This is a genomic window from Streptomyces sp. NPDC044704 (assembly GCF_056433525.1).
This window is the reverse complement of the sequence record NZ_JBWKGY010000015.1, coordinates 131,307-152,709: the sequence shown is the minus strand read 5'-3', so window position 1 is coordinate 152,709 and position 21,403 is coordinate 131,307. Positions and strand designations below refer to the sequence as shown.

The 21,403-nt window shown below is 74.4% G+C and carries 19 protein-coding genes; 12 read left to right on the top strand and 7 right to left on the bottom strand.

What is annotated here, in order from left to right:
* Positions 1 to 11: 11 nt before the first annotated feature.
* Positions 12 to 917, bottom strand: coding sequence for a 5'-3' exonuclease (locus AC07B0_RS30080; RefSeq protein WP_467294727.1), 906 nt, complete (start codon positions 915 to 917; stop codon positions 12 to 14).
* Positions 918 to 1,291: 374 nt separating this feature from the next.
* Here AC07B0_RS30080 and AC07B0_RS30075 point away from each other — a divergent pair, with 374 nt between their 5' ends.
* From AC07B0_RS30075 to AC07B0_RS30065, 3 genes are all read left to right on the top strand, one after another.
* Positions 1,292 to 3,274, top strand: coding sequence for a Dyp-type peroxidase (locus AC07B0_RS30075; protein WP_478899319.1), 1,983 nt, complete (start codon positions 1,292 to 1,294; stop codon positions 3,272 to 3,274).
* A 240-nt stretch (positions 3,275 to 3,514) separates the two neighbouring features.
* Positions 3,515 to 4,063: a helix-turn-helix domain-containing protein gene (locus AC07B0_RS30070; protein WP_356881697.1), complete on the top strand. Its 549-nt coding sequence runs from the start codon at positions 3,515 to 3,517 to the stop codon at positions 4,061 to 4,063.
* A gap of 4 nt (positions 4,064 to 4,067) precedes the next feature.
* Entirely contained in the window at positions 4,068 to 4,787 is a 720-nt protein-coding gene (locus AC07B0_RS30065) for a helical backbone metal receptor (RefSeq protein WP_478899318.1), read from the top strand.
* Between the two features lie 28 nt (positions 4,788 to 4,815).
* On the opposite strand, the gene AC07B0_RS30060 is transcribed toward AC07B0_RS30065, so the two are convergent.
* Entirely contained in the window at positions 4,816 to 5,946 is a 1,131-nt protein-coding gene (locus AC07B0_RS30060) for a TDT family transporter (protein ID WP_356881640.1), read from the bottom strand.
* A 70-nt stretch (positions 5,947 to 6,016) separates the two neighbouring features.
* Here AC07B0_RS30060 and AC07B0_RS30055 point away from each other — a divergent pair, with 70 nt between their 5' ends.
* Complete coding sequence (locus tag AC07B0_RS30055; RefSeq protein ID WP_356881638.1) at positions 6,017 to 6,940, top strand: LysR family transcriptional regulator; 924 nt, start codon at positions 6,017 to 6,019, stop codon at positions 6,938 to 6,940.
* Between the two features lie 107 nt (positions 6,941 to 7,047).
* On the opposite strand, the gene AC07B0_RS30050 is transcribed toward AC07B0_RS30055, so the two are convergent.
* From AC07B0_RS30050 to AC07B0_RS30040, 3 genes are all read right to left on the bottom strand, one after another.
* Entirely contained in the window at positions 7,048 to 7,782 is a 735-nt protein-coding gene (locus AC07B0_RS30050) for a gamma-glutamyl-gamma-aminobutyrate hydrolase family protein (protein ID WP_478899316.1), read from the bottom strand.
* A gap of 128 nt (positions 7,783 to 7,910) precedes the next feature.
* On the bottom strand, positions 7,911 to 9,389 hold the full coding sequence (eat, locus tag AC07B0_RS30045) for an ethanolamine permease (protein WP_356881634.1): 1,479 nt from the start codon (positions 9,387 to 9,389) through the stop codon (positions 7,911 to 7,913).
* Between the two features lie 197 nt (positions 9,390 to 9,586).
* A complete protein-coding gene (locus tag AC07B0_RS30040) occupies positions 9,587 to 10,333 on the bottom strand; it encodes a FadR/GntR family transcriptional regulator (RefSeq protein WP_356881631.1) in 747 nt (248 codons plus the stop codon).
* Between the two features lie 77 nt (positions 10,334 to 10,410).
* Here AC07B0_RS30040 and AC07B0_RS30035 point away from each other — a divergent pair, with 77 nt between their 5' ends.
* From AC07B0_RS30035 to AC07B0_RS30020, 4 genes are all read left to right on the top strand, one after another.
* Positions 10,411 to 11,784: a glutamine synthetase family protein gene (locus AC07B0_RS30035; protein ID WP_356881630.1), complete on the top strand. Its 1,374-nt coding sequence runs from the start codon at positions 10,411 to 10,413 to the stop codon at positions 11,782 to 11,784.
* 49 nt (positions 11,785 to 11,833) lie between these two features.
* Complete coding sequence (locus AC07B0_RS30030; protein WP_478866603.1) at positions 11,834 to 13,213, top strand: aldehyde dehydrogenase family protein; 1,380 nt, start codon at positions 11,834 to 11,836, stop codon at positions 13,211 to 13,213.
* Between the two features lie 5 nt (positions 13,214 to 13,218).
* Positions 13,219 to 14,004 carry a 3-oxoacyl-ACP reductase gene (locus AC07B0_RS30025; protein ID WP_356881626.1) on the top strand — a complete coding sequence of 262 codons (786 nt, stop codon included), beginning with the start codon at positions 13,219 to 13,221 and terminating at the stop codon, positions 14,002 to 14,004.
* A 131-nt stretch (positions 14,005 to 14,135) separates the two neighbouring features.
* Positions 14,136 to 15,431, top strand: a complete 1,296-nt coding sequence (locus AC07B0_RS30020) for a haloacid dehalogenase-like hydrolase (RefSeq protein ID WP_478899315.1) — start codon at positions 14,136 to 14,138, stop codon at positions 15,429 to 15,431.
* A gap of 49 nt (positions 15,432 to 15,480) precedes the next feature.
* On the opposite strand, the gene AC07B0_RS30015 is transcribed toward AC07B0_RS30020, so the two are convergent.
* A complete protein-coding gene (locus tag AC07B0_RS30015) occupies positions 15,481 to 16,674 on the bottom strand; it encodes an amino acid deaminase/aldolase (protein WP_356881621.1) in 1,194 nt (397 codons plus the stop codon).
* A 144-nt stretch (positions 16,675 to 16,818) separates the two neighbouring features.
* Here AC07B0_RS30015 and AC07B0_RS30010 point away from each other — a divergent pair, with 144 nt between their 5' ends.
* From AC07B0_RS30010 to AC07B0_RS30000, 3 genes are read left to right on the top strand one after another with little or no spacing between them, the layout of a single operon-like run.
* On the top strand, positions 16,819 to 17,640 hold the full coding sequence (locus tag AC07B0_RS30010) for a hypothetical protein (protein WP_469384855.1): 822 nt from the start codon (positions 16,819 to 16,821) through the stop codon (positions 17,638 to 17,640).
* Positions 17,637 to 18,875: a type VII secretion-associated serine protease mycosin gene (gene mycP / locus AC07B0_RS30005; protein WP_478899313.1), complete on the top strand. Its 1,239-nt coding sequence runs from the start codon at positions 17,637 to 17,639 to the stop codon at positions 18,873 to 18,875. The genes AC07B0_RS30010 and mycP overlap by 4 nt, the downstream gene beginning before the upstream one ends.
* Before the next feature lie 2 nt (positions 18,876 to 18,877).
* Positions 18,878 to 19,624: an SseB family protein gene (locus tag AC07B0_RS30000; protein WP_356881615.1), complete on the top strand. Its 747-nt coding sequence runs from the start codon at positions 18,878 to 18,880 to the stop codon at positions 19,622 to 19,624.
* 338 nt (positions 19,625 to 19,962) lie between these two features.
* On the opposite strand, the gene AC07B0_RS29995 is transcribed toward AC07B0_RS30000, so the two are convergent.
* Positions 19,963 to 20,352, bottom strand: a complete 390-nt coding sequence (locus tag AC07B0_RS29995) for a DUF1844 domain-containing protein (RefSeq protein ID WP_356880187.1) — start codon at positions 20,350 to 20,352, stop codon at positions 19,963 to 19,965.
* A gap of 322 nt (positions 20,353 to 20,674) precedes the next feature.
* Here AC07B0_RS29995 and infC point away from each other — a divergent pair, with 322 nt between their 5' ends.
* Positions 20,675 to 21,385: a translation initiation factor IF-3 gene (gene infC / locus AC07B0_RS29990; protein WP_356880191.1), complete on the top strand. Its 711-nt coding sequence runs from the start codon at positions 20,675 to 20,677 to the stop codon at positions 21,383 to 21,385.
* Positions 21,386 to 21,403: the final 18 nt, after the last annotated feature.

Below are 21,403 nucleotides of genomic sequence, written 5' to 3'. Positions count from 1 at the left end.
AAGTTAGCACCTCATGGGAGCAGTGCGCTGCTCAGGCGCGAGATCGCTCCGCCCAGACCCCACCGATGGGCGAGCGCGTCGACCACCTCGGGCTGCGCCGGAACCCGTGGGAGAGCGGGGTCGAAGGCCGGAAGGGGTACGTCCGAGGCCACCTGGACGACCTTGGGGGCCACCGCCAGATACGGCCGGGATTCGTCCAGCCGCTTACGCTGTGTGGGGGTCAGCTTCGACTTCGGATCGTCGATCGCGGCGATGATCCCGGCCAGGTCACCGTACGCGTCCAGCAGCTTGGCGGCGGTCTTCTCGCCGACGCCGGGAACCCCCGGAAGGCCGTCGCTCGGGTCGCCGCGCAGCAGCGCCAGGTTCGCGTATCCGGGGCCGTCCACGCCGTACTTCTCGCGCAGCCAGGCCTCGTCCGTCACCTGGAGCGTGCCCACGCCCTTGAGCGGGTACAGCACGCGGCGCTGACGGGCGTCGTCCACCAGCTGGTACAGGTCCCGGTCGCCGGTGACGATGTCGACCGGGCCGGTCGCCCGGGCGGTGAGCGTACCGATCACGTCGTCCGCCTCGTACCCGGCGACGCCCACGCGGGCGATGCCGAAGGCGTCCAGCGCCGCCTCGATGATCGGCACCTGGGGGGCGAGGGTGTCCGGGGTCTCCTCCACGTCGGGCCCGGATTCCGTTTCCAGGGCGACCCGGTGCGCCTTGTAGGAGGGGATCAGTTCCACCCTCCAGTGGGGCCGCCAGTCGGCGTCCATGCAGGCCACCAGGTCGTCCGGGCGGTGGTCCTGGACCAGCCGGCCGATGAAGTCGAGGAGTCCGCGCACGGCGTTGACCGGGGTGCCGTCGGGGGCCTTCACGGAGTCCGGGACGCCGAAGTAGGCGCGGTAGTAGAGGGAGGCGGTGTCGAGGAGCATCAGGCGTCGTGTCGTCACGCAGACGATGATGCCGCACCGTGCGCACCGCCCCGCGGGTCACCCGGGGTGATCGTTTCGTCACTCCAACAGGTCGTCCGCCGCGCGCGTCCGCGATCTTTCCCGGAGGGTGTGATCACTGCCGGGAGGTCCTGCCCGCCCGGCCCCCGACGCGAGGAGTCCCGACGCCCGTCCCCGCCATCGAGACGGCCCCGCCGTCCCGTCATCCCGCCGTCGCCGACGGCGACTTGGCGGCCGGAACCGCCGGGTGGCCCCGCGCGCCGGCCCCCGGCAGGCGCGGCCCGTCCCGGTCGCCGGCCGCGCACCCCGTTCCTCCGCGTCGCCGCTCTTCCCCCGCCCCCCACCCAGGAGCCCTCATGGACGCCGCCCCGCCCTTCGGCCCCGCCCGCAGATCCGTCCTGGTGGCCGGAGCCGCCACCGCAGCCCTCACGGCGTGCCCCCGGGCCGCCGCGGCGGCCGTCCCCGCGGCCGCCCCGCCGGCGGCGCCCGCCGCCGTCCGCGCCGACGGGCGCGCGGCCGCCGCCGAACTGCCGCTGCGCGCCGACCGCGACAGCCAGGGCGACATCCTGGCCGGCTCCCGCAAGGACCACGCCTGCCTGCTGCTCCTGCACTTCCGCGGCGCGGCCATGGCCCGCCGCTGGCTCGGCCGGCTGCTGCCCGAGATCTCCACCACCGAGGAGATGGCCCGCTTCAACGCCGCCTTCAGCGCGGCCCGGGTGAAGTCCGGCGGCACCGACCCGGCCTCCCTGTCCGCGCTCTGGACGGGCCTGTCCCTCACCCACCCCGGGCTGCGCCTGCTCGCCGGGCGCGACCCCTTCCCGGCCCTGCCCGCCGGCGGCACCGCCGAGGCGTTCAGCCAGGGCGCCGCCCAGCGGGCCGAGGCCCTCGGGGACACCGGCGCCAGCGCCCCCGACTCCTGGCTGTTCGGCGCCGAGGAACCCGGACGCGCCGTCCACGCCGTCCTCAGCCTGGCCGCCGACGAACCGGACCGGCTCGCCGAAGCCGTGGCCCGCCACAGGGACGCCGTCAGAGCGGGTGGAGGCTCGGTCGTGTTCCGGCAGGACGGGGCGACCCTGACCGGAGCCCTGCGCGGGCACGAGCACTTCGGCTTCGCGGACGGGATCAGCCAGCCCGGCGTACGCGGCTTCGACGCCCCCGACCCGGCGAGTACGGCCACCGTCCTGGGGAAGCCCGGCACCCGGCTGGTGCCGGCCGGGGAGTTCCTCGTAGGGCAGGAGAAGGCGGGGCAGCGGCCCGCCGGGCTGCCGGCCTGGGCCACCGGAGGCTCCTTCCAGGTGGTCCGCCGGCTCGCGCAGGACGTCCCCGGGTGGTGGAGGCAGGCCGGGGAACTGGTGGCCGGACTGAAGAAGGCCGGGGCCGCGCCGCCCGAGGCGGACCCGACCTGGTTCGCCGCCCGCATGGTGGGCCGCTGGCCCGGCGGAACCCCCATCGCGGGCTGCCCGGCCGCCGAGCGGCCCGGCCCGCCCGGCCGGGACCCCGACGCCGACCTCGCGTACGCCGACGACCCGCAGGGCTGGCGCACCCCGCTCTTCGCGCACATCCGCAAGGGCAACCCGCGCGACGGCCTCGTCACCGTCCCCGGCCGGCCCCCGCTCGCCGCCGCCGAACTCGACGGGCGCCGCATCATCCGGCGCGGCATCCCCTTCGGCCCCGCCTACGATCCCGCCGCGAAGGAGGGCGAGGGCGGCCCGGACACCCCGCGCGGCCTGCTGTTCATCGGCTACCAGGCCGACCTGGTCCAGCAGTTCGAGTTCGTCGCCAAACGGTGGATCAACGACGCCGACTTCCCGCCCGGCCGCAACCCCCGCGTCGGCGCCGACCCCGTGCTCGGCCCCGACACCCCGGCCACCTTCGAGACCCCCGCGCAGAGCGGCAGCCGGGCGACCCCCCTGCACTTCGGCCGCTTCGTCCGCACCGAGGGCGCCCTCTACGCCTTCACCCCCTCCCTGCCCACCCTCCGCGCCCTCGTCGACGGCGACCTCGACGCCTCCGTCGAGGTCCACCCCGGCACCGTCCTGCGCGCCGGCGACGTCCTCGACGCGGGCGACGCCCGCCTGGCCTTCGGGGCCGACGGCGACCTCGTCCTGCTGGACCCCGAGGGCGGCCGCCCCTGGAGCGCGGGCACCGGCGGCGGCGGGCACGACGCCGTCTTCCGCGACGGGGAGCTGGCCGTGCGCGACGACGCCGCCCGGACGGTGTGGAGCAGCGGCACCGGCGGCCACCCCGGGGCCCGGCTGCTCGTCCGGCCGGAGGGTGACGTGGTGATCGTCGACGGCGACCGTGTGCTGTGGCGGGCCCCCGACGGCCACGCAGGGTGACCGAGGAGGCGCGGGACGTCGCCGGGGCGGGGTCCGGTCCGCTCTTGCACGCGAATCCGGGGGCGGTTGCTGCGTAAGGTGCTTACAGCACACCGATGTGCGCCGAGGACAGGGGAGGGCAGCCCCGACATGAACGACAAGGAAGACGGGAACATCGCGGACGGCACGGACGGCGGGAGCTTCGGGAACGGGCCCGCCGTCGGAAACGACAAGGAGAAGGACTCCAAGGAACCGCTCCGGGTGGGAGTGGCCGTCCGCAAGCGGCGCCGCGCCCTGCACCTGACGCTGGCCGCCGTGTCGGCCCGCAGCGGCCTGTCGGTGCCCTTCCTGAGCCAGATAGAGAACGAGCGGGCCCGCCCCAGCATGCGTTCCCTGGAGCGGGTCGCCGACGCCCTGGAGACCACTGCCGTCGAGCTGCTGGCCGCCTCCGACACCGCCCGCACCGTGGACCTCGTACGGGCGGGCGACGAATCCGCGCTCACACCGGTGCCCGGTGTGCGCCCCCTCGTCCGCGGACACCACCAGCTGCACGCCCTGGAGTTCACCGGGGAGCAGGACGCCGGACGGGAGTACCAGCACCGCAACGACGAGCTGATGTACGTGGTCTCCGGCTCCTGCCAGGTGGAGGCCGAGGGGCGGGCGTACCGGCTGGAGAGCGGCGACGCCCTCTTCCTGTCGGGCGGGGTGCGCCACCGCTGGCGGGCCGCCGGCGAGGACACCCGGATCCTGGTCGTGGCGGTCGGCGACCACATCCACGCCACGTCCGAGCCCCCCTCGCCCGGGAACTGAGCCCGTGCGCGTCGTCTCGCTCGTGCCCTCGCTGACCGAGGCGGTCGCGGTGAGTGCGCCGGGCCTGCTGGTAGGGGTGACCGACTGGTGCACGCACCCGGCGGACCTCGGGGGCGCGGTGCGCATCGGGGGGACCAAGAACCCGGACGTACGGGCCGTCCTGGAACTGCGCCCCGACCTGGTCATCGCCAACGAGGAGGAGAACCGGGCCCCGGACCTGGCGGCGCTGCGCGATGCCGGGGCGGAGGTACTGGTCACCGAGGTCCGGGACCTCCCGCAGGCACTGGCCGAACTGGACCGGGTCCTCGTGGGGGCGCTGGGGCTGGAGCGGCCCGCGTGGCTGGCGGACGCCGAGGAGGCCTGGGCCCGGGCGGAGCCGGTGGGGGAGCTCACGGCCTTCGTACCGGTGTGGCGGCGGCCCTGGATGGTGCTGGGCCGGGACACCTTCGCCGGTGACCTCCTGGCCCGGCTCGGGGTCCGCAACGCCTACGCCGGGCACGCCGAGCGGTACCCGAAGGTCGCGGCGGCCGAGCTCGCCGCGAGCGGCTGCGACCTGGTGGTCCTCCCGGACGAGCCCTACCGGTTCACCGCGGACGACGGGCCCGAGGCCTTCCCGGGCCTGCCCGCGGCGCTGCTCAGCGGCCGCCACCTGACCTGGTACGGGCCCTCGCTGGCGCAGGCTCCGGCGGTACTGGCGGCGGCCCTGCGGGCGGCGCTGCGCTGAATCCCTCCCGGGGCGTCCGCGGGGGCGGTCAGCGCGGGGCGGCGAGCAGCCGGCCGCTGAACAGGCCGCGCAGGGTGTGACCGGCGGCGAGCAGCCAGGCGGTGAGCAGTCCGAGGAAGAGGGCCGCGGCCAGCCAGGAGAAGGCGGTCAGGCCGGTGTGGCGGGCCAGTCCGGCGGCGCCGGTGACGCAGGTGCCGACGGGGAAGGTCAGCGCCCACCAGGTCATCGCGAAGGGCATTCCGGCGCGGGCGGCGCGGACCAGCATCGCCGACGCGAGGGCCAGCCACAGCAGGGCGAAGCCCATGACGGGGACCCCGTAGACGACCGCGAAGGCGCCGAACGCGGCCGCGTAGGGGCCCTGGATGGACTGGTGGGCCACGTCGGCGAGCTGGTTCACGGCGGTGGTGGACTGGCCGAGGGGGCCCAGTACGAGGAACAGCGCGGGGGTCAGCGCCAGCGGCAGCGGACCGCTGACGATCAGCCGGCCGAAGACCAGGGGGAGCAGCAGCAGGGTGGCCAGCAGGCTGACGCCGAACATGGCGTAGCAGGCCAGCAGCATCGCCTCGCGGGCCTGGCCCGCGGGCAGGTGGGGTATCAGCAGGGGTCCCACGGCGGCGGAGACCATGGGGGCGACGACGGGCAGCAGCCAGACGGGGGTGGCCTGGGAGGCCTCGACCTTGTGGCGGACCACCATCAGGTAGGGCACCACGACGGCCATGACCAGGCCGATCGCGGTTCCGGCGGAGAACAGCACGGCGTCGGCGGCGAGGGCTGCGGGCTCCCCGATCAGGTCCTTGCCGACGAGCAGGGTGCCCGCGCCGACGGCCAGCAGTGCCATCGACAGGCAGCCGTAGAAGGGCGCGACGGCGGGATCGAGCAGGTGGGCCCGGGCCTGGTCGCGGTGGTGGAGCCAGTGCCCGGCGCGGGCGGTGAGCAGGACGGCGAGGGCGAGGGCGGACAGCGCCCACATGCCCTGGCAGACCAGGCGCTGGCCGGGGAGCTGGTACGGGAGGGTCGCGCCGGCGTTGGCGATGATGGCCGTGCCCATGACGGAGGCGTACCAGTTGGGGCCGAGGTGACGCAGGGCCGGGACCTTGTGGGTCCGGGGGGCGGTGCGGGTGGTGCGGGTGGCGCGGGTCGGCGCGAGGGTGGTGGCCATGGGTCCAGCGTCGCCCCGGCGGGAGCGGGCGGGCAGAGGTCGCATCCCTATGAGGCCATAAACTGATGTTATGGGTAATGAGGAGTGGGTTCCGCTTGCGCACCGCGTGCCGGACCTGGGTGCGCTGGAGCTGCTGCTCGAAGTCGCGCGCGTCGGCAGTCTGAGCGGGGCGGCGCGGCGGATGGGCATCACGCAGCCCGCGGCGAGCAGCCGGATCCGGGCGATGGAGGTCCGGCTGGGCGTGGCGCTCGTGGACCGCTCCCCGCGCGGGTCGACCCTCACGGCGGAGGGCGCGCTGGTCACGGACTGGGCCCGGCGGGTCGTGGAGGCGGCCGAGGCCTTCGACGCGGGGGCGCAGGCGCTACGGGGCCGGCGGGACTCGCGGCTGCGGGTGGCGGCCAGCATGACCATCGCCGAGTACCTGCTGCCCGGGTGGCTGATCGCCCTACGCGGGGCGCGGCCCGGAACGGCGGTGTCCCTGTACGCGGGGAACTCGGCGGACGTGGCGCAGCGGGTCCTCGCGCACGGCGCGGACCTCGGCTTCGTGGAGGGGCTGTCCGTGCCGGAGGGACTGGACTCGGCGGTCATCGCGCAGGACCGGCTCGTGGTGGCCGTGGCCCCCTCGCACCCCTGGGCGCGGCGCACCCGGCCGGTGTCCGCGGCCGAGCTGGCGCAGACCCCGCTGATCCTGCGGGAGTGGGGCTCGGGCACCCGGCAGGTCCTGGACGCGGCGCTGGCCGGCTGCGGCGGGCTGGCGGATCCGCTGCTGGAACTGGCGTCGACCACGGCCGTGAAGGCGGCCGCGGTCAGCGGCGCCGGGCCGTGCGTGCTGTCGGAGCTCGCGCTGGGGGACGAACTGGCCGGGCGCCGGCTGGTGGCGGTCCCGGTGGCCGGGGCCGGGCTGGACCGGGCGCTGCGCGCCGTGTGGCCCACCGGCTCCCGCCCGGCGGGCCCGGCCCGAGACCTCCTGTCACTGACCCGGGCCCGCCCCTAGTTCCGGTAGTTCCGGCCCCGGCCCGCGGCCCGCGGGAGGTTCCGGCCCGGGTCCGGCGCGCGGCCGCCGGATCCCCGCGGGCGGTGCGCGTGATCCGGCGGGCCGGGTCAGCCGGCGGTGGCGCCCGTGAGGACCGGGGTGTCCGTGCGCGCGGAGCGGTCGGCGGCCGCTTCGATCAGGGCCGCCATCACGCGGGTGTCCTTGTCGCGTTCCGGGTGCCACTGGACGCCGAGCACCCACGGGCCGGGGGCGGGGAGCTCGATGGCCTCCACCGTGCCGTCCAGGGCGTACGCGGAGACGAGCAGGTCCCGGCCCAGGCGGTCCACCGCCTGGTGGTGGTAGGTGGGTACGTCCGCCTCCTCCGGGACGAGCGCCCCGTACCGGGTGCCCGGGACCGGCCGGACCGGGTGCCAGGAGGTGACGCCGGGGGTGTGGACGTGGCCGTCGATGTGCTGGACCAGCGTGCCGCCCAGGGCGACGTTCAGCGCCTGCATGCCCCGGCAGATGCCCAGGACCGGCAGGCCGGATTCCAGGGCGGCCGCGAGCAGGGCCAGTTCCCACGTGTCGCGGACCGTCGCCGGGGCGCCCGTGCGCGGGTCGCGCGGGGCGCCGTAGTGGACCGGGTCCACGTCGGGTCCGCCCGCGACGACCAGGCCGTCCACCCGCTCCAGCACCTCCGCCGCCCGCCCCGGTTCGTCCGGGGGCAGCAGCACGGCCGAGCCGCCCGCCGCCTGGACGAGTTCGTGGTACCCGGTGGGGACGAGGGACGTGGGCAGGTCCCACACGCCGTAGCGGGTGGATTCCTCCACGTACGTGGTGATGCCGATGAGCGGCCTGGGCACGGTTCTACCTCCGAAGGTGGTGCCGAACGGTGGGGCTCAGGGGTCGGGGGCCCGTCGACGGGCCCGCTGACGGATCTGCGGACGGTTCTGCCGGGGCCGGTCCGGGCCTGCCGGTCGGGCCCAGGATTTCAGTCGCGGGTCAACTCCGCCTCGGCTTCCGCCAGCGCGGCGAACTCTTCCTCCGGAGCCGAGGCCACCAGCCGGTGCCGGCTGTAGAAGGCGAAGTAGGCCAGCGCGACGGCGTACACGGCGACCGCGATGAACGCCGCGTCCTTGTCGACCAGGAAGGTGGCGACCAGCGCCGACAGGGCCAGCACGAAGGCGACGGACGAGGTCAGGACGCCGCCCGGGGTGCGGTACGGGCGCTCCAGGCCGGGCTCGCGGCGGCGCAGCACGATGTGCGAGAGGGCCATCAGCGCGTACGAGATCGTCGCGCCGAACACGGCGATGTTCAGCATGCGGGCGCCGTTGCCGGTGGACGCCGCGAGGGCGAAACCGATCGCACCGGGAATCACCAGACCGAGGTACGGGGCCTTGCGCTTCGAGGTGAGCGACAGGAACCGCGGCAGGTATCCGGCCCGGGAGAGCGCGAACAGCTGGCGCGAACCGGCGTAGATGAGGGAGAAGAAGGAGGCGACCAGACCCGCGAGGCCCGCGTAGTTGACGAACCGGCTCAGCGCGGTCGGCCCGCCGTCCCCTTCCAGGGCCACCACCAGCGGGTTGCCGGCGGTCCTCACGGCGTCGGCGCCCTGCGCGCCGGTCGCGGCGAAGAAGGTGATCAGCGCGAGCAGGGCGAGGATGCCCATGGAGATGGCGAGGGCCTTCGGCATGGAGCGGACGGGGTCCTTGGCCTCCTCGGCGGCCAGCGGCACGCCCTCGACGCCGAGGAAGAACCACATGCCGAACGGGAAGGCGGCCCAGATCCCGAGGACGCCGAAGGGCAGCCAGGAGCCGGCGCCGAACGCGCTGGTGTCCACCGCGATGTCGTTCAGGGAGGAGGCGTCGAACTCGGTGAAGGCCCCGATCGCGAAGATCAGCAGCGCGGCGACGGCGATGGCGGTGACCACCAGGCTGAAGCGCAGGGCCTCGCCCACCCCCCACAGGTGGACGCCGATGAAGACGACGAAGCAGCCGAGGTAGACGGGCCAGCTGGAGGTGAGCCCGAACAGGCCCAGGGATTCGACGTAGTCACCGATGAAGATGACGATCGCCGCCGGGGCCAGGATGTACTCGATCAGGATGGCGGTACCGGTCAGGAAGCCGCCCCAGGGGCCCAGTGCCCGCCGGGCGAAGCCGTAGCCGCCGCCCGCCGTCGGGAGGATCGTGGACAGCTCGGCGAGGGAGAACACCAGACAGGCGTACATGACGCCCATCAGGACGGTGGCGATGGCGAGGCCGCCGAACCCGCCCTTGTCCAGGCCGACGTTCCAGCCGGAGAAGTCCCCGGAGACCACGTAAGCCACCCCGAGTCCGGTCAGCAGCAGCCAGCCGGCGCTGCCGCGGCGCAGGGTGCGGCGTTGCAGGTACTCCGCGTCAGCGCCGCCGGGGGAGCCGGAGCCGGACCCGGGGGGTGTCTTGACGGGCACGGGTGCGATGTCGTCGGCCATGTGCGCTCCTGCCTAGGGCAATGGTTGTGAGGCGTACCTTTGCGTCAGGTGAGTGGAGCGCGCAAGACCCGTGCGTTAAACAGGGGTTACGAAAACCTCTCCCGTCACCCGGCTGCCGACCCCTCGTCACGGGGAGTGCGCGCCGGGGCGGACGCGGGGAGGCCGGGAAGCCGGCCCCCTCGCGCGGAAGCCCGCCCTCACGCGAGGAACCCGCGCAGCAAGGCCGCCGTGCCGCAGCAGTGCTCGCGCATCGTCTCGCGCGCCCCGTCGGCGTCGCGCTCCAGCACCGCCTCCACCAGCGCCGTGTGCTGCTGCTGGGAGTGCTCCAGGTTGCGCACCAGCAGCGGGATGCAGTCGAGCAGGTCGTTCACGGTCGCGCGGACGGCCGCGTACTGGGCCGTCAGCGTGGGGGAGCCCGCCAGCTCGCACAGGGTCAGGTGGAAGAGGGTGTCCTGGCGGCGGTAGTCGGCGAGCGGGGCGTCGTGGGTGGCCGCCAGGGCGCGGAGCAGCCGCTCGGAGCCCTCCTCGGTCAGCCCGTGCGCGGCGCACAGCCCGGCCGCGCCCACCTCCAGCACCTCGCGGAACCGCAGCGCGTCCTCGATGTCCACACCGGCGACCCGCCGCCGCAGCTCCTCCTCGGCGCCGCTCGCCGGGGTGTCCGGGCGGGCCAGCACAAACGTTCCGCCGTACCGGCCGCGCCGGGCCTCTACCAGGCCCTGGTCCTGGAGCACCTTCAGCACCTCGCGCAGGGTCACCCGGCTGATCCCCATCCGCTCGGCCAGTTCCCGCTCCGGCGGAAGCCGTTCCCCGCCCGGCACCAGACCCAGCCGGACCACCTGGAGGATCTGCTCCAGCGCCTCCTCGAAACCGTTGCCCGCCCGCACCTGCCGCAGCACGGGATTCAGCCGCGCGATCGCGCCGTCCTCGCTCGCCGTGTCGGTCATCTCGGCTCCTCCCCTTCCCAAGCAATGGTTCTGTTCAATACCTTAGGCGCACTCGGCTCACCGAAGGAGAGATTCCAGTGGTAGACCGCAAGCCGCCGCTCGCGCCCGAGGAGCTCCGTGCCCTCGTCGCCAGCGGTGAGATCGACACAGTCGTCCTGGCCTTCCCCGACATGCAGGGGCGGCTCCAGGGCAAGCGGTTCGCCGCACAGTTCTTCCTCGACGAGGTCCTCGCCCACGGCACCGAGGGCTGCAACTACCTCCTCGCCGTCGACACCGACATGAACACCGTCGACGGGTACGAGATGTCCTCCTGGGACCGGGGCTACGGCGACTTCGCCATGCACCCCGACCTCGCCACCCTGCGCCGCATCCCCTGGAACCCCGGCAGCGCCTTCCTCCTCGCCGACCTGGCCTGGAGCGATGGCACGCCCGTGGTCGCCGCCCCCCGGCAGATCCTGCGCCACCAGCTGGAACGCCTCGCCGAACAGGGCTACACCGCGATGGTCGGCACCGAGCTGGAGTTCATGGTCTTCCAGGACACCTACGAGCAGGCCTGGAACGCCAACTACCGCGGCCTGACCCCCGCCAACCAGTACAACATCGACTACTCCGTGCTCGGCACGGGCCGCGTCGAACCCCTCCTGCGGCGCATCCGCAACGAGATGCAGGCCGCCGGGCTCGTCGTCGAGTCCGCCAAGGGCGAGTGCAACCTCGGCCAGCACGAGATCGCCTTCCGCTACGACGAGGCGCTCACCACCTGCGACCAGCACTCCGTCTACAAGACCGGAGCCAAGGAGATCGCCGCCCAGGAGGGCGTCTCGCTCACCTTCATGGCCAAGTACGACGAGCGCGAGGGCAACTCCTGCCACATCCACCTCTCCCTGGCCGACGCCGACGGGCACAACGCCATGGCCGGCGACGGACACGGCCAGGAACACGGCATGTCACCCGTGATGCGTCATTTCCTGGCCGGCCAGCTGGCCGCGCTGCGCGACTTCTCCCTTCTCTACGCCCCGAACATCAACTCGTACAAGCGTTTCCGCCCGGGATCCTTCGCCCCGACCGCCGTCGCCTGGGGCGTCGACAACCGGACCTGCGCCCTGCGCGTCGTCGGCCACGGCCGCTCCATGCGCTTCGAGAACCGCCTCCCCGGCGGCGACGTCAACCCCTACCTCGCCGTCGCCGGCCTGGTCGCGGCCGGCCTCTACGGCATCGAGAACCGCCTGGAACTCCCCGAGTCCTGTCCGGGCAACGCCTACACCGCCGACTACGCGCACGTCCCCGCGACCCTGCGCGAGGCCGCGGAACTCTGGGAGAACAGCGAGATCGCCAAGGCCGCCTTCGGCCCCGAAGTCGTCGCCCACTACCGCAACATGGCCCGCGTCGAACTCGACGCCTACGACTCCGCCGTCACCGACTGGGAGCTGCGCCGCTCCTTCGAACGCCTGTAACGGCCGCACCCCACGCACCGCCCCACCCGAAGAACCAGAGAGGCACCACGTGTCCGACGAGCGGGCCCCCGTCCACCTGACCGTGCTGAACCCGGCCACCGAGGAGGTCGTCGCCACCGTCCCGGCCGCCACACGGGACGACGTCGACGCGGCCGTCCTGAGAGCCGCCGCCGCCCAGCGCGGCTGGGCCGCCGCCGCCCCCGCGGACCGGGCCAGAGTCCTGCGCCGCTTCGCCGCGGCCGTCGACGCGCACGTCGAGGAACTCGCCCTCCTGGAGGTCCGCGAGGCCGGCCACACCCTCGGCAACGCCCGCTGGGAAGCGGGCAACGTCCGCGACCTGCTCGACTTCGCCGCCGGGGGAGTCGAACGCCTCTCCGGCCGCCAGATCCCGGTCGCGGGCGGCATCGACGTCACCTTCCTCGAACCCCTCGGCGTCATCGGCGTGATCGCCCCCTGGAACTTCCCCATGCCGATCGCCGCCTGGGGCCTGGCCCCCGCCCTCGCCGCGGGCAACGCCGTCATCCTCAAGCCCGCCGAAACCACCCCGCTCACCGCCCTGCGCCTCGCCGAACTCGCCCTCGAAGCCGGGATCCCCGAGCACCTCTTCCAGGTCCTCCCCGGCCACGGAGCGGTCACCGGAGACGCACTGGTCGAGCACCCCGGAATCGCGAAGATCGTCTTCACCGGCTCCACCCGCGTCGGCAAGCAGATCATGTCCAAGTGCGCCGACCGGGTGAAGCGCGTCACCCTCGAACTCGGCGGCAAGAGCCCCAACATCGTCTTCGCCGACGCCGACCTCGAAGCCGCCGCGGCGGCCGCCCCCATGGCCTTCCTCGACAACACCGGCCAGGACTGCTGCGCCCGCACCCGGATCCTCGTCCAGCGCTCCGTCTACGACCGCTTCCTCGCGCTCGTCACCCCCGCCGTCGAGTCCGTCCGCGTCGGCGACCCGCTCGACGACAAGACCCAGATGGGCCCGCTCATCTCCCGCGCGCAACTCGACCGCGTCCGCGCGTACGTCACCGACGACCTCACCGCCGTCCGCGGCACCGCCCCCGAGGGCCCCGGCTTCTGGTACCCGCCCACCCTCGTCACCGACGTCGCCCCCACGGCGCCCGTCGCCGTCGAGGAGGTCTTCGGGCCGGTCGCGGTCGTCCTCCCCTTCGAGGACGAGGAGGACGCCGTACGCCTGGCCAACGCGACCGAGTACGGCCTCTCCGGCTCCCTCTGGACCCGCGACGTCGGCCGCGCCCTGCGCGTCTCGCGCGCCGTCGCCGCCGGCAACCTCTCCGTCAACTCCCACAGCAGCGTCCGCTACTGGACCCCCTTCGGCGGATACAAGCAGTCCGGCCTCGGCCGCGAGCTCGGACCCGACGCCCTCACCGCTTTCACCGAAACCAAGAACGTCTTCATCAGCACGGAGGCCTGACCAGCATGTCGAACGAAGAGATCATCTGCCGCCGCCTCGTCGGCCGCACCGCCGTCATCACCGGAGCCGGCAGCGGCATCGGCCTGGCCACCGCCCGCCGACTGGCCTCCGAAGGCGCCAACGTCGTCTGCGCCGACATCGACCCGGCCGCCGGCAAGGCCGCCGCCGAAGAGGTCGGCGGCACCTTCGTCCAGGTGGACGTCACCGACAAGGAACAGGTCGACGCCCTCTTCAAGACGGCCTACGACACCTACGGCTCCGTCGACATCGCCTTCAACAACGCGGGCATCTCGCCCCCCGACGACGACTCCATCCTCACCACCGAACTCGACGCCTGGCGCCGCGTCCAGGACGTCAACCTCACCTCCGTCTACCTGTGCTGCAAGGCCGCCCTGCCCTACATGCAGCGCCAGGGCCGCGGCTCCATCATCAACACCGCCTCCTTCGTCGCCATCATGGGCGCGGCCACCTCCCAGATCTCCTACACCGCCTCCAAGGGCGGCGTCCTCGCCATGTCCCGCGAACTCGGCGTGCAGTTCGCCCGCGAGGGCATCCGCGTGAACGCCCTGTGCCCCGGCCCGGTCAACACCCCCCTCCTCCAGGAACTCTTCGCCAAGGACCCCGAGCGCGCCGCCCGCCGCCTCGTGCACATCCCGCTCGGCCGGTTCGCCGAACCCACCGAGATCGCCGCCGCCGTGGCCTTCCTCGCCAGCGACGACTCCTCCTTCGTCAACGCCACCGACTTCCTCGTCGACGGCGGCATCGCCGGCGCCTACGTCACCCCCCTGTAGCCCGCCCCACCGGACGCCGCCCCGGGCGTCCACCCGTACCGCACCTCCCGACAGCCGGGCGTCGCACGACGCCCGGCTGTCGTGCTCCACCGTCCCCGACGACCTTCACCGGAATCAGGAGCGTCCACCCCGTGACCAGAACCGGCACCACCCGGCGCCTCCAGGCCCTCGCCGCCGCCGTCGCGGCCGCCGGCGGCCTCCTCGCCGCCGGGCCCGCCGCCCACGCGGCCCGCCCCGCCGCGCACTGCACCACCCCGAAGCTCGCGGCCGGCTGGTACGGCGACAACCAGGCCCGGCTCCAGCAGCTCATCGACCGGTACGGCAGCTGCGGCCCGCACCGCCCGGGCCGCGCCAAGCCCGTCGCCGTCTTCGACTGGGACAACACCGTCGTCAAGAACGACGTCGGCGACGCCACCATGTTCTGGCTGCTGCGCAACGGGAAGATCCGCCAGCCCGCCGGCGGGAACTGGGCCACCACCAGCCGCCACCTCACCCCGGCGGCCGCCCGGGCCCTCGCCGCGGCCTGCGGCCCCCTCGCCCGCCCCGGCACCCCCCTGCCCACCGGCACCCCGGCGGGCGCGGCCTGCGCCGACGAGATCAACGCCGTCTACGGCACCGCCGCCACCCGCACCGGAGCCGCCGCCTTCGCCGGCTGGGACCGCCGCACCACCGAACCCGCGTACGCCTGGCTGCCCCAGCTGATGCAGGGCTGGACCGCACGCGAGGTACGCGGCTTCGCGGCCGCCGCCCGCACCGAGAACCTCGCCGCGCCCGTCGGCGCCACGCAGCGGGTCGGCACCGGCACCGCCACCGGCTGGGTCCGCTACTACGACCAGCAGAAGGACCTCGTCGCACAGCTCCGACGGGCCGGCTTCGACGTCTGGATCAGCTCCGCCTCACCACAGCCGGTCGTCGAGGTCTGGGCCCGGGGCGTCGGCATCGGCGCCGACCGCGTCATCGGCATACGCAACACCACCACCCGCGGCGGCACGTTCACCCCGCACCTCCAGGGCTGCGGAACCGTCGAGGACGGCGCCGACACGATGATCACCTACATCGACGGCAAGCGCTGCTGGATCAACAAGGAGGTCTTCGGCGTCCGCGGCGCGGCCGCCGAGAAGGTCCAGCCCGCGGCCAGCCGACAGGTATTCGCCGCCGGTGACTCCGACACCGACATCTCCTTCCTGCGCGACGCGACCGCCCTGCGCCTGGTCGTCAACCGCAACAAGAACGAGCTCATGTGCCGGGCCTACGACAACGGCGACGGCAAGTGGATCGTGAACCCGATGTTCATCGACCCGAAGTCCCGCAAGACCAGCCCCTACCCCTGCTCCACGACGGGCTACGTCGACCACGACGGAACCCCCGGACCCGTCCGCCGGGGCGACGGCGGCGTCATCCCCGACCAGACGGACACCGTCTTCTAGTGCCGTGACCGCGCACGTCCTGCCGGCGCACCCGCCGCCGGCGCGCCCGCTACAGGAAGGTGCGGCCCTCGCCCCGGTACGTCGGGGCGGTGGCCGTCACCCGGTCGCCCTCGACCAGGTGCAGGGCCTCGAACCGCTCGCACAGTTCACCGGCCTTGGCGTGCCGGAACCACACCCGGTCCCCGATCAGCAGATCGTCCGCCGGGCTCCCCAGCAACGGCGTCTGCACCTCGCCCGCCCCCTCCTGGGGGTCGTAGCGCAGCCCCTCCGGCAGGTACGGCACCGGCAGCCGGTCCGCACCCGGAGCCCCCGACGCCGGATAGCCCCCGCCGAGCACCGTCACCACGCCCACCCCCGGCCGGCGCACCACCGGCTGCGCGAACAGCGCCGCGGGCCGGCCCCGGAACGAGGTGTAGTTGTCGAACAGCCGCGGCACGTACAGCCCCGACCCGGCGGCGATCTCCGTCACCGCCTCCTCCGCGGCCGTCTGCTGCACGCTCCCCGTGCCGCCGCCGTTGACGAACTCCAGGTCCGGCACCACCGACCGGACCGCCCGCACCGCCTCGGCCCGCCGCGCCGCCAGCTCCTTGCGGGCCGCGCCCTGCATCAGCCGGATCATCCGCGACCGCACCGGCCGCCCGGCCAGCGCGTCCCCGACCCCGGCGACGTGCCCCTCGTAGCCCATCAGCCCCACCACACGGAACCCGGGCCGCGCCGCGACCGCCCGCGCCAGCCCGGCCAGTTGCTCCGGTTCCCGCAGCGGCGAGCGCCGCGCCCCGACGCGCACCCGGCCGCCGAGCAGGTGCAGCGCGGTGTCCAGCTCCAGGCAGACCCGGATCTCCTGCGACCCGCCGTCCCGCGCCCGGTCGATCAGTTCCAGCTGCGCGGGATCGTCGACCATCACGGTCACGGCCTCCGCCAGCTTCGGGTCCCCGGCGAGCTCCGCGAAGGCCGCCCGGTCCGCAGACGGGTAGGCGAGCAGCACGTCCTCGAAGCCGGACCGGGCCAGCCACAGCGACTCGGCGAGGGTGTACGACATGATCCCGGCGAACCCGGGCCGCGCCAGGACCCGTTCGAGGAGCGCCCGGCAGCGCACGGACTTGCTCGCGACGCGGACCGGCTTCCCGCCCGCCCGGCGCACGAGGTCGTCGGCGTTGGCGTCGAACGCGTCGAGGTCGACGATGGCCAGCGGCGCTTCGAGGTGCGCCGTCGCCCGGTCGTACCGGGCCCGGTCGGAAGTCATGCCCGGCAGCTTGCCAGACGCCTCTACCGGTGGGTAGGCCCCGGCGCGGGGCGCGGTGGCCGCACCCTTCCCCGTCCCCGCCGGGGCGCGGGCCCCGTAGAGTACGGGCAGGCAGCCGTACGGAACGGGGGGCGGAGCCGCCGGATGACCACGTCGACACCACAGGCCGCGTTCCTCGGCGAGCCCGGCCCGCCCGAGCCCGAGCCCCACCCCCGGCCCGCACCCGAGGCCCGCCCGCCGCGCCGCCCCGGCCACGTCGCCGCCGCCGTCCTGAGCGCCCTCCTCGGCACCGGCCTGCTCGCCGGAGCCGCCGCCACCGCCTGGAGCGAACACCGCGCCGCGCACCGGCCGTTGCCCCCGGACGCCGCCTACCGCCAGGCCGCCTCGCTGTGGCGGTCCGCCCCCGTCGACAGCCTGTTCCCGCCCGTGCTCGACGGACCCGAAGCCGGTCCGGGCGGAGCCGCCCGCAGCTGGACCCGGACCGCGCTGGCGCCCGACGCGGACTGCGGGGCCGCCCTCGCCCCCGACTGGCGGGCCGCGCTCGCCGCCGCCGGCTGCACCCGCGTACTCCGCGCCACCTACACCGACTCCACCCGCAGCTCCCTGATCACCGTCGGCCTGGTCTTCACCCCCGCCGACTCCGCCACCATGGACGGCCTCCGCGGCCGCCTGCCGGCCCCGCCCGCCTACGCGTACGCCGACACCCGCCGCGCCGCCTGGAGCACCGCCGTCGTCGCCGGGGCCCCGGTCCTCGTCTACACCGTCTCCGCCTTCGCCGACGGCCGCAGCATGGACGCGCCCGTCCCCGCCGAGGAGGCGGCGGCCCAGGGCGCGACCGGGGTCGTCGCCGAAGCGGGCCTCGGTCACGAGGCCAAGGCCCTCGCGGCCCGCTTCGAGCGCGGCCTGGCCACCCTCGCGGCCCCGCCCGCCTCCACGCCCCCACCCACCGCGACGGCCGCCCGATGACCCCCACCCCCACCACCCCGCCCACCCCCCGAGCGCGCGGCCCCCGTACGGCCGCCCGGCTGACCGTCCGCGCGGCCGGAGTCGTGGTCCTGGCCGCCCTGCTCGCCGCCACCGCCGGGCACCCCGCCGCCGCCGACACCATCCGCGACCGCCAGTGGGGCCTGCTCGCCCTGCGCGCCGAGGAGGCCTGGGGCACCACCCAGGGCGACGGCGTCACCGTCGCCGTCCTCGACACCGGCGTGGACTCCACCCACCCCGACCTCGCCGGCCAGGTCCTCGACGGCACCGACCTCGTCGGCATGGGCGCCGGCCGGGGCGACCGCGCCTGGGCCCGGCACGGCACGGCGATGGCCAGCATCATCGCGGGCCGCGGCCACGGCCCCCACCGCGGCCAGGGCGTCCTCGGCATCGCCCCGCAGGCGAAGATCCTGCCGGTCCGGGTGATCCTCGAAGAGGGCGACCCCGGCCGCGCCCGGGCCCGCGACGCCAAGTCCGGCGCCCTCGCCGAGGGCATCCGCTGGGCCGCCGACCACGGCGCCGACGTGATCAACCTGTCGCTCGGCGACGACAGCGACTCCGCCCACCACGAATCCGCCGAGGACGAGGCCGTCCAGTACGCCCTCGGCAAGGGCGTCGTCGTCGTCGCCTCCGCGGGCAACGGCGGCGAGCGCGGAGACCACACCTCCTACCCCGCCGCCTACCCCGGCGTCATCGCCGTCGCGGCCGTCGACCGGCAGGGCCACAAGGCACCCTTCTCCACCCGGCACTGGTACGCCACCGTCAGCGCCCCCGGCGTCGACGTGGTCATCGCCGACCCGGACCGCTCCTACTACGAGGGCTGGGGCACCAGCGCCGCCGCCGCCTTCGTGTCCGGAGCCGCGGCCCTGGTCAAGGCCGCCCACCCGGACCTCTCCCCGGCCCAGGTCAAGAAGCTGCTGGAGGACACCGCCGCCGACGGCCCGGCCGGCGGCCGCGACGACGCCCGCGGGCACGGCACCGTGGACCCCGTCGCCGCCCTCCAGGCCGCCGACGCACTGCGCCCCGAGGCGCCGGTGCCGTCCCCCGTCCCGGCCGCGGGCCACTGGTTCGGTCCCGGCCCCGAGCCGGTCCGCCCCGCCGAGCGGCCCGCCCGGCTCGGCGCCCCGGCCGCCGCCGTCGCGGGGATCGCCCTGCTCGGGGTGGCCGGCGTCCTGGCCCGGCGCCCGCGCACCGCACGGCGGGATAGGCTCGGGTAACTGTGGCGACCAAGAACATTCCCGATCCCGGTTTCTCCGACGACGACGGCACCGCCGATCCCCGGCTGAGCGCGGCCCTGGCCGCCTGGGCGGCGGACCGGGCGGCCGAACCGCAGGTGCTCGCGGCCCTGAAGGACGCCCGCCTGCTGGTGCCCGTCGTGGCGATGCTCGGCGAGGTCGAGACCGACCCCGAGACCGGCCTGAAGCGCGAGAAGACCAGCGACATGGCCGTCCCCACCCTCACGGCGGGGAACCGGCGGGCCCTGCCCGCCTTCACCTCGATCGCCTCGCTCGCCCTGTGGGACCCGGCGGCCCGGCCCGTGGCCGTCCCGCTGCACCAGGCCCTCGCCGCCGCCGCGCACGAGAAGGCCGACACGATCGTCGTCGACCTCGCCGGCCCCGTCCCGTACCAGCTCACCGGCTCCGCTCTGCTCGCGCTCGCCGAGGGCCGCACCGACGCGGACCCGCTGGCCGACCCCGCCGTGCGCGAGGCCGTACGGGCCGCCGTGGCGGCCGAGCCCGCCGTGCTCCGCGCCCACCTGGTCCCCGGCGGCCCCGGCTCCGACGGCACCCTCGCCGTCGTGCTCTCCGACGAGGACCGCGAGCGGGCTTCGGCCGCCGCCCGCCGGGTGGCCGGGGCGCTCGCCGCCGACGAAACCCTGCGCGGCAGGCTCGTACGGGGCCTGGACCTGGCGCTGCTCCCGCAGCAGGGGCCCGTACCGCCGGGCGAACCGCTCTTCAGCCGCTAGGGCCTGTCGTCAAACTCCCGTCTGCCCCGCGACGCCTGGCACGCGCTCTCGCCGCACCGGGCGAAAGCCAAGTACGTCCAGTACGCGGGCTTCCGCCCGGCGCACCGAGAGCACGCACCAGACGCCGCAGGGCCGCCCTCCGGGCGACGACGGGAGTTTGACGACAGGCCCTAGTGCCGTGACCGGAAAGGGCCGCCGGCACACCTTCCCGGCCACGGCACCAGTGCCGCCGGCCGCTCCGCACAGGGAACGAGAGAGGGCCCGGGCCCCTGGAACCTTCCAGGAGCCCGGGCCCTCGCCCGTGCGGAAACGTGGGGAACGCGGGGGAACGGGGCGGATCAGGCGTACACGGGACCGGTGAACTTCTCGCCCGGCCCCTGGCCCGGCTCGTCCGGGACGATCGACGCCTCGCGGAACGCCAGCTGGAGCGACTTCAGGCCGTCGCGCAGCGGAGCCGCGTGGAAGGAGCTGATCTCGGTGGCGCTCGCCGTGACCAGGCCCGCGAGGGCGTTGATCAGCTTGCGGGCCTCGTCGAGGTCCTTGTGCTCCGAGTCCGGCTTGTCCAGTCCCAGGTTGACCGCCGCGGCGCTCAGCAGGTGGACGGCCACCGTGGTGATGACCTCGACGGCGGGGACGTCCGCGATGTCGCGGGTCATCTCGTCGTAGTCGGGGGCGTCGGAGGGGCCGGGGGAGACGGAAGTGGAATCGGAGGGCGTCGCGTCAGTCATACGCCCCACGATATGCCGTGCGGCGGGCTTGCAACGCGGGTGCTAGTATGTACTTCGACCGGCCGGACACCTGTGTGCCCGGCCCACAAGTGGAGGCTCCCTCCCACCTGACCACCCTTCGGGGAGGCAGGTCATCCGGTCAGGTGGCATCCATCGTTCCGTACGGACGATGGAAAGCTGCCCGAGTCTGCGCCCCGCGGTTCGCACGCGGCGGTGCTCCGGTTGTTTTGGAGCCCCTGCCTGTGCCCGGCGGGGCTTTTTTCATTCTCCGCCGCGGTAGGTCTGACGACAAATGACGTCAGCGGCTGTCTGCCAGACAGCCGTGTGGTGCTACCGAGGAGGATCCATCAGCACCGAGCCCCGCATCAACGACCGGATTCGCGTTCCCGAGGTACGACTCGTCGGTCCCAGCGGCGAGCAGGTCGGCATCGTGCCGCTTGCCAAGGCGCTTGAGCTGGCGCAGGAGTACGACCTCGACCTGGTCGAGGTCGCGGCGTCCGCACGCCCGCCGGTCTGCAAGCTCATGGACTACGGCAAGTTCAAGTACGAGTCGGCCATGAAGGCCCGTGAGGCGCGCAAGAACCAGGCGCACACGGTCATCAAGGAAATGAAGCTCCGGCCGAAGATCGACCCGCACGACTATGACACCAAGAAGGGTCACGTCGTTCGGTTCCTCAAGCAGGGCGACAAGGTCAAGATCACGATCATGTTCCGTGGTCGCGAGCAGTCCCGGCCGGAACTCGGCTACCGACTGCTGCAGCGCCTCGCTTCGGACGTCGAGGACCTCGGGTTCATCGAGTCGAACCCGAAGCAGGACGGCCGAAACATGATCATGGTCCTCGGTCCGCACAAGAAGAAGACCGAGGCGATGGCCGAAGCCCGCGAGGCGCAGGCCGCCCGCAAGGCCGAGCGCCAGGGTGTCGTCGCCGGTGACGAGGAGGCTCCTTCCGAGGAGACCGCCGCCGTCGAGGCGGAGACCACCGAGGTCGCCTCCGACGAGGCTCCCTCTGCTGAGGCGAACGCCGAGGCCTGATTCCGGGGCAGCCCGTCC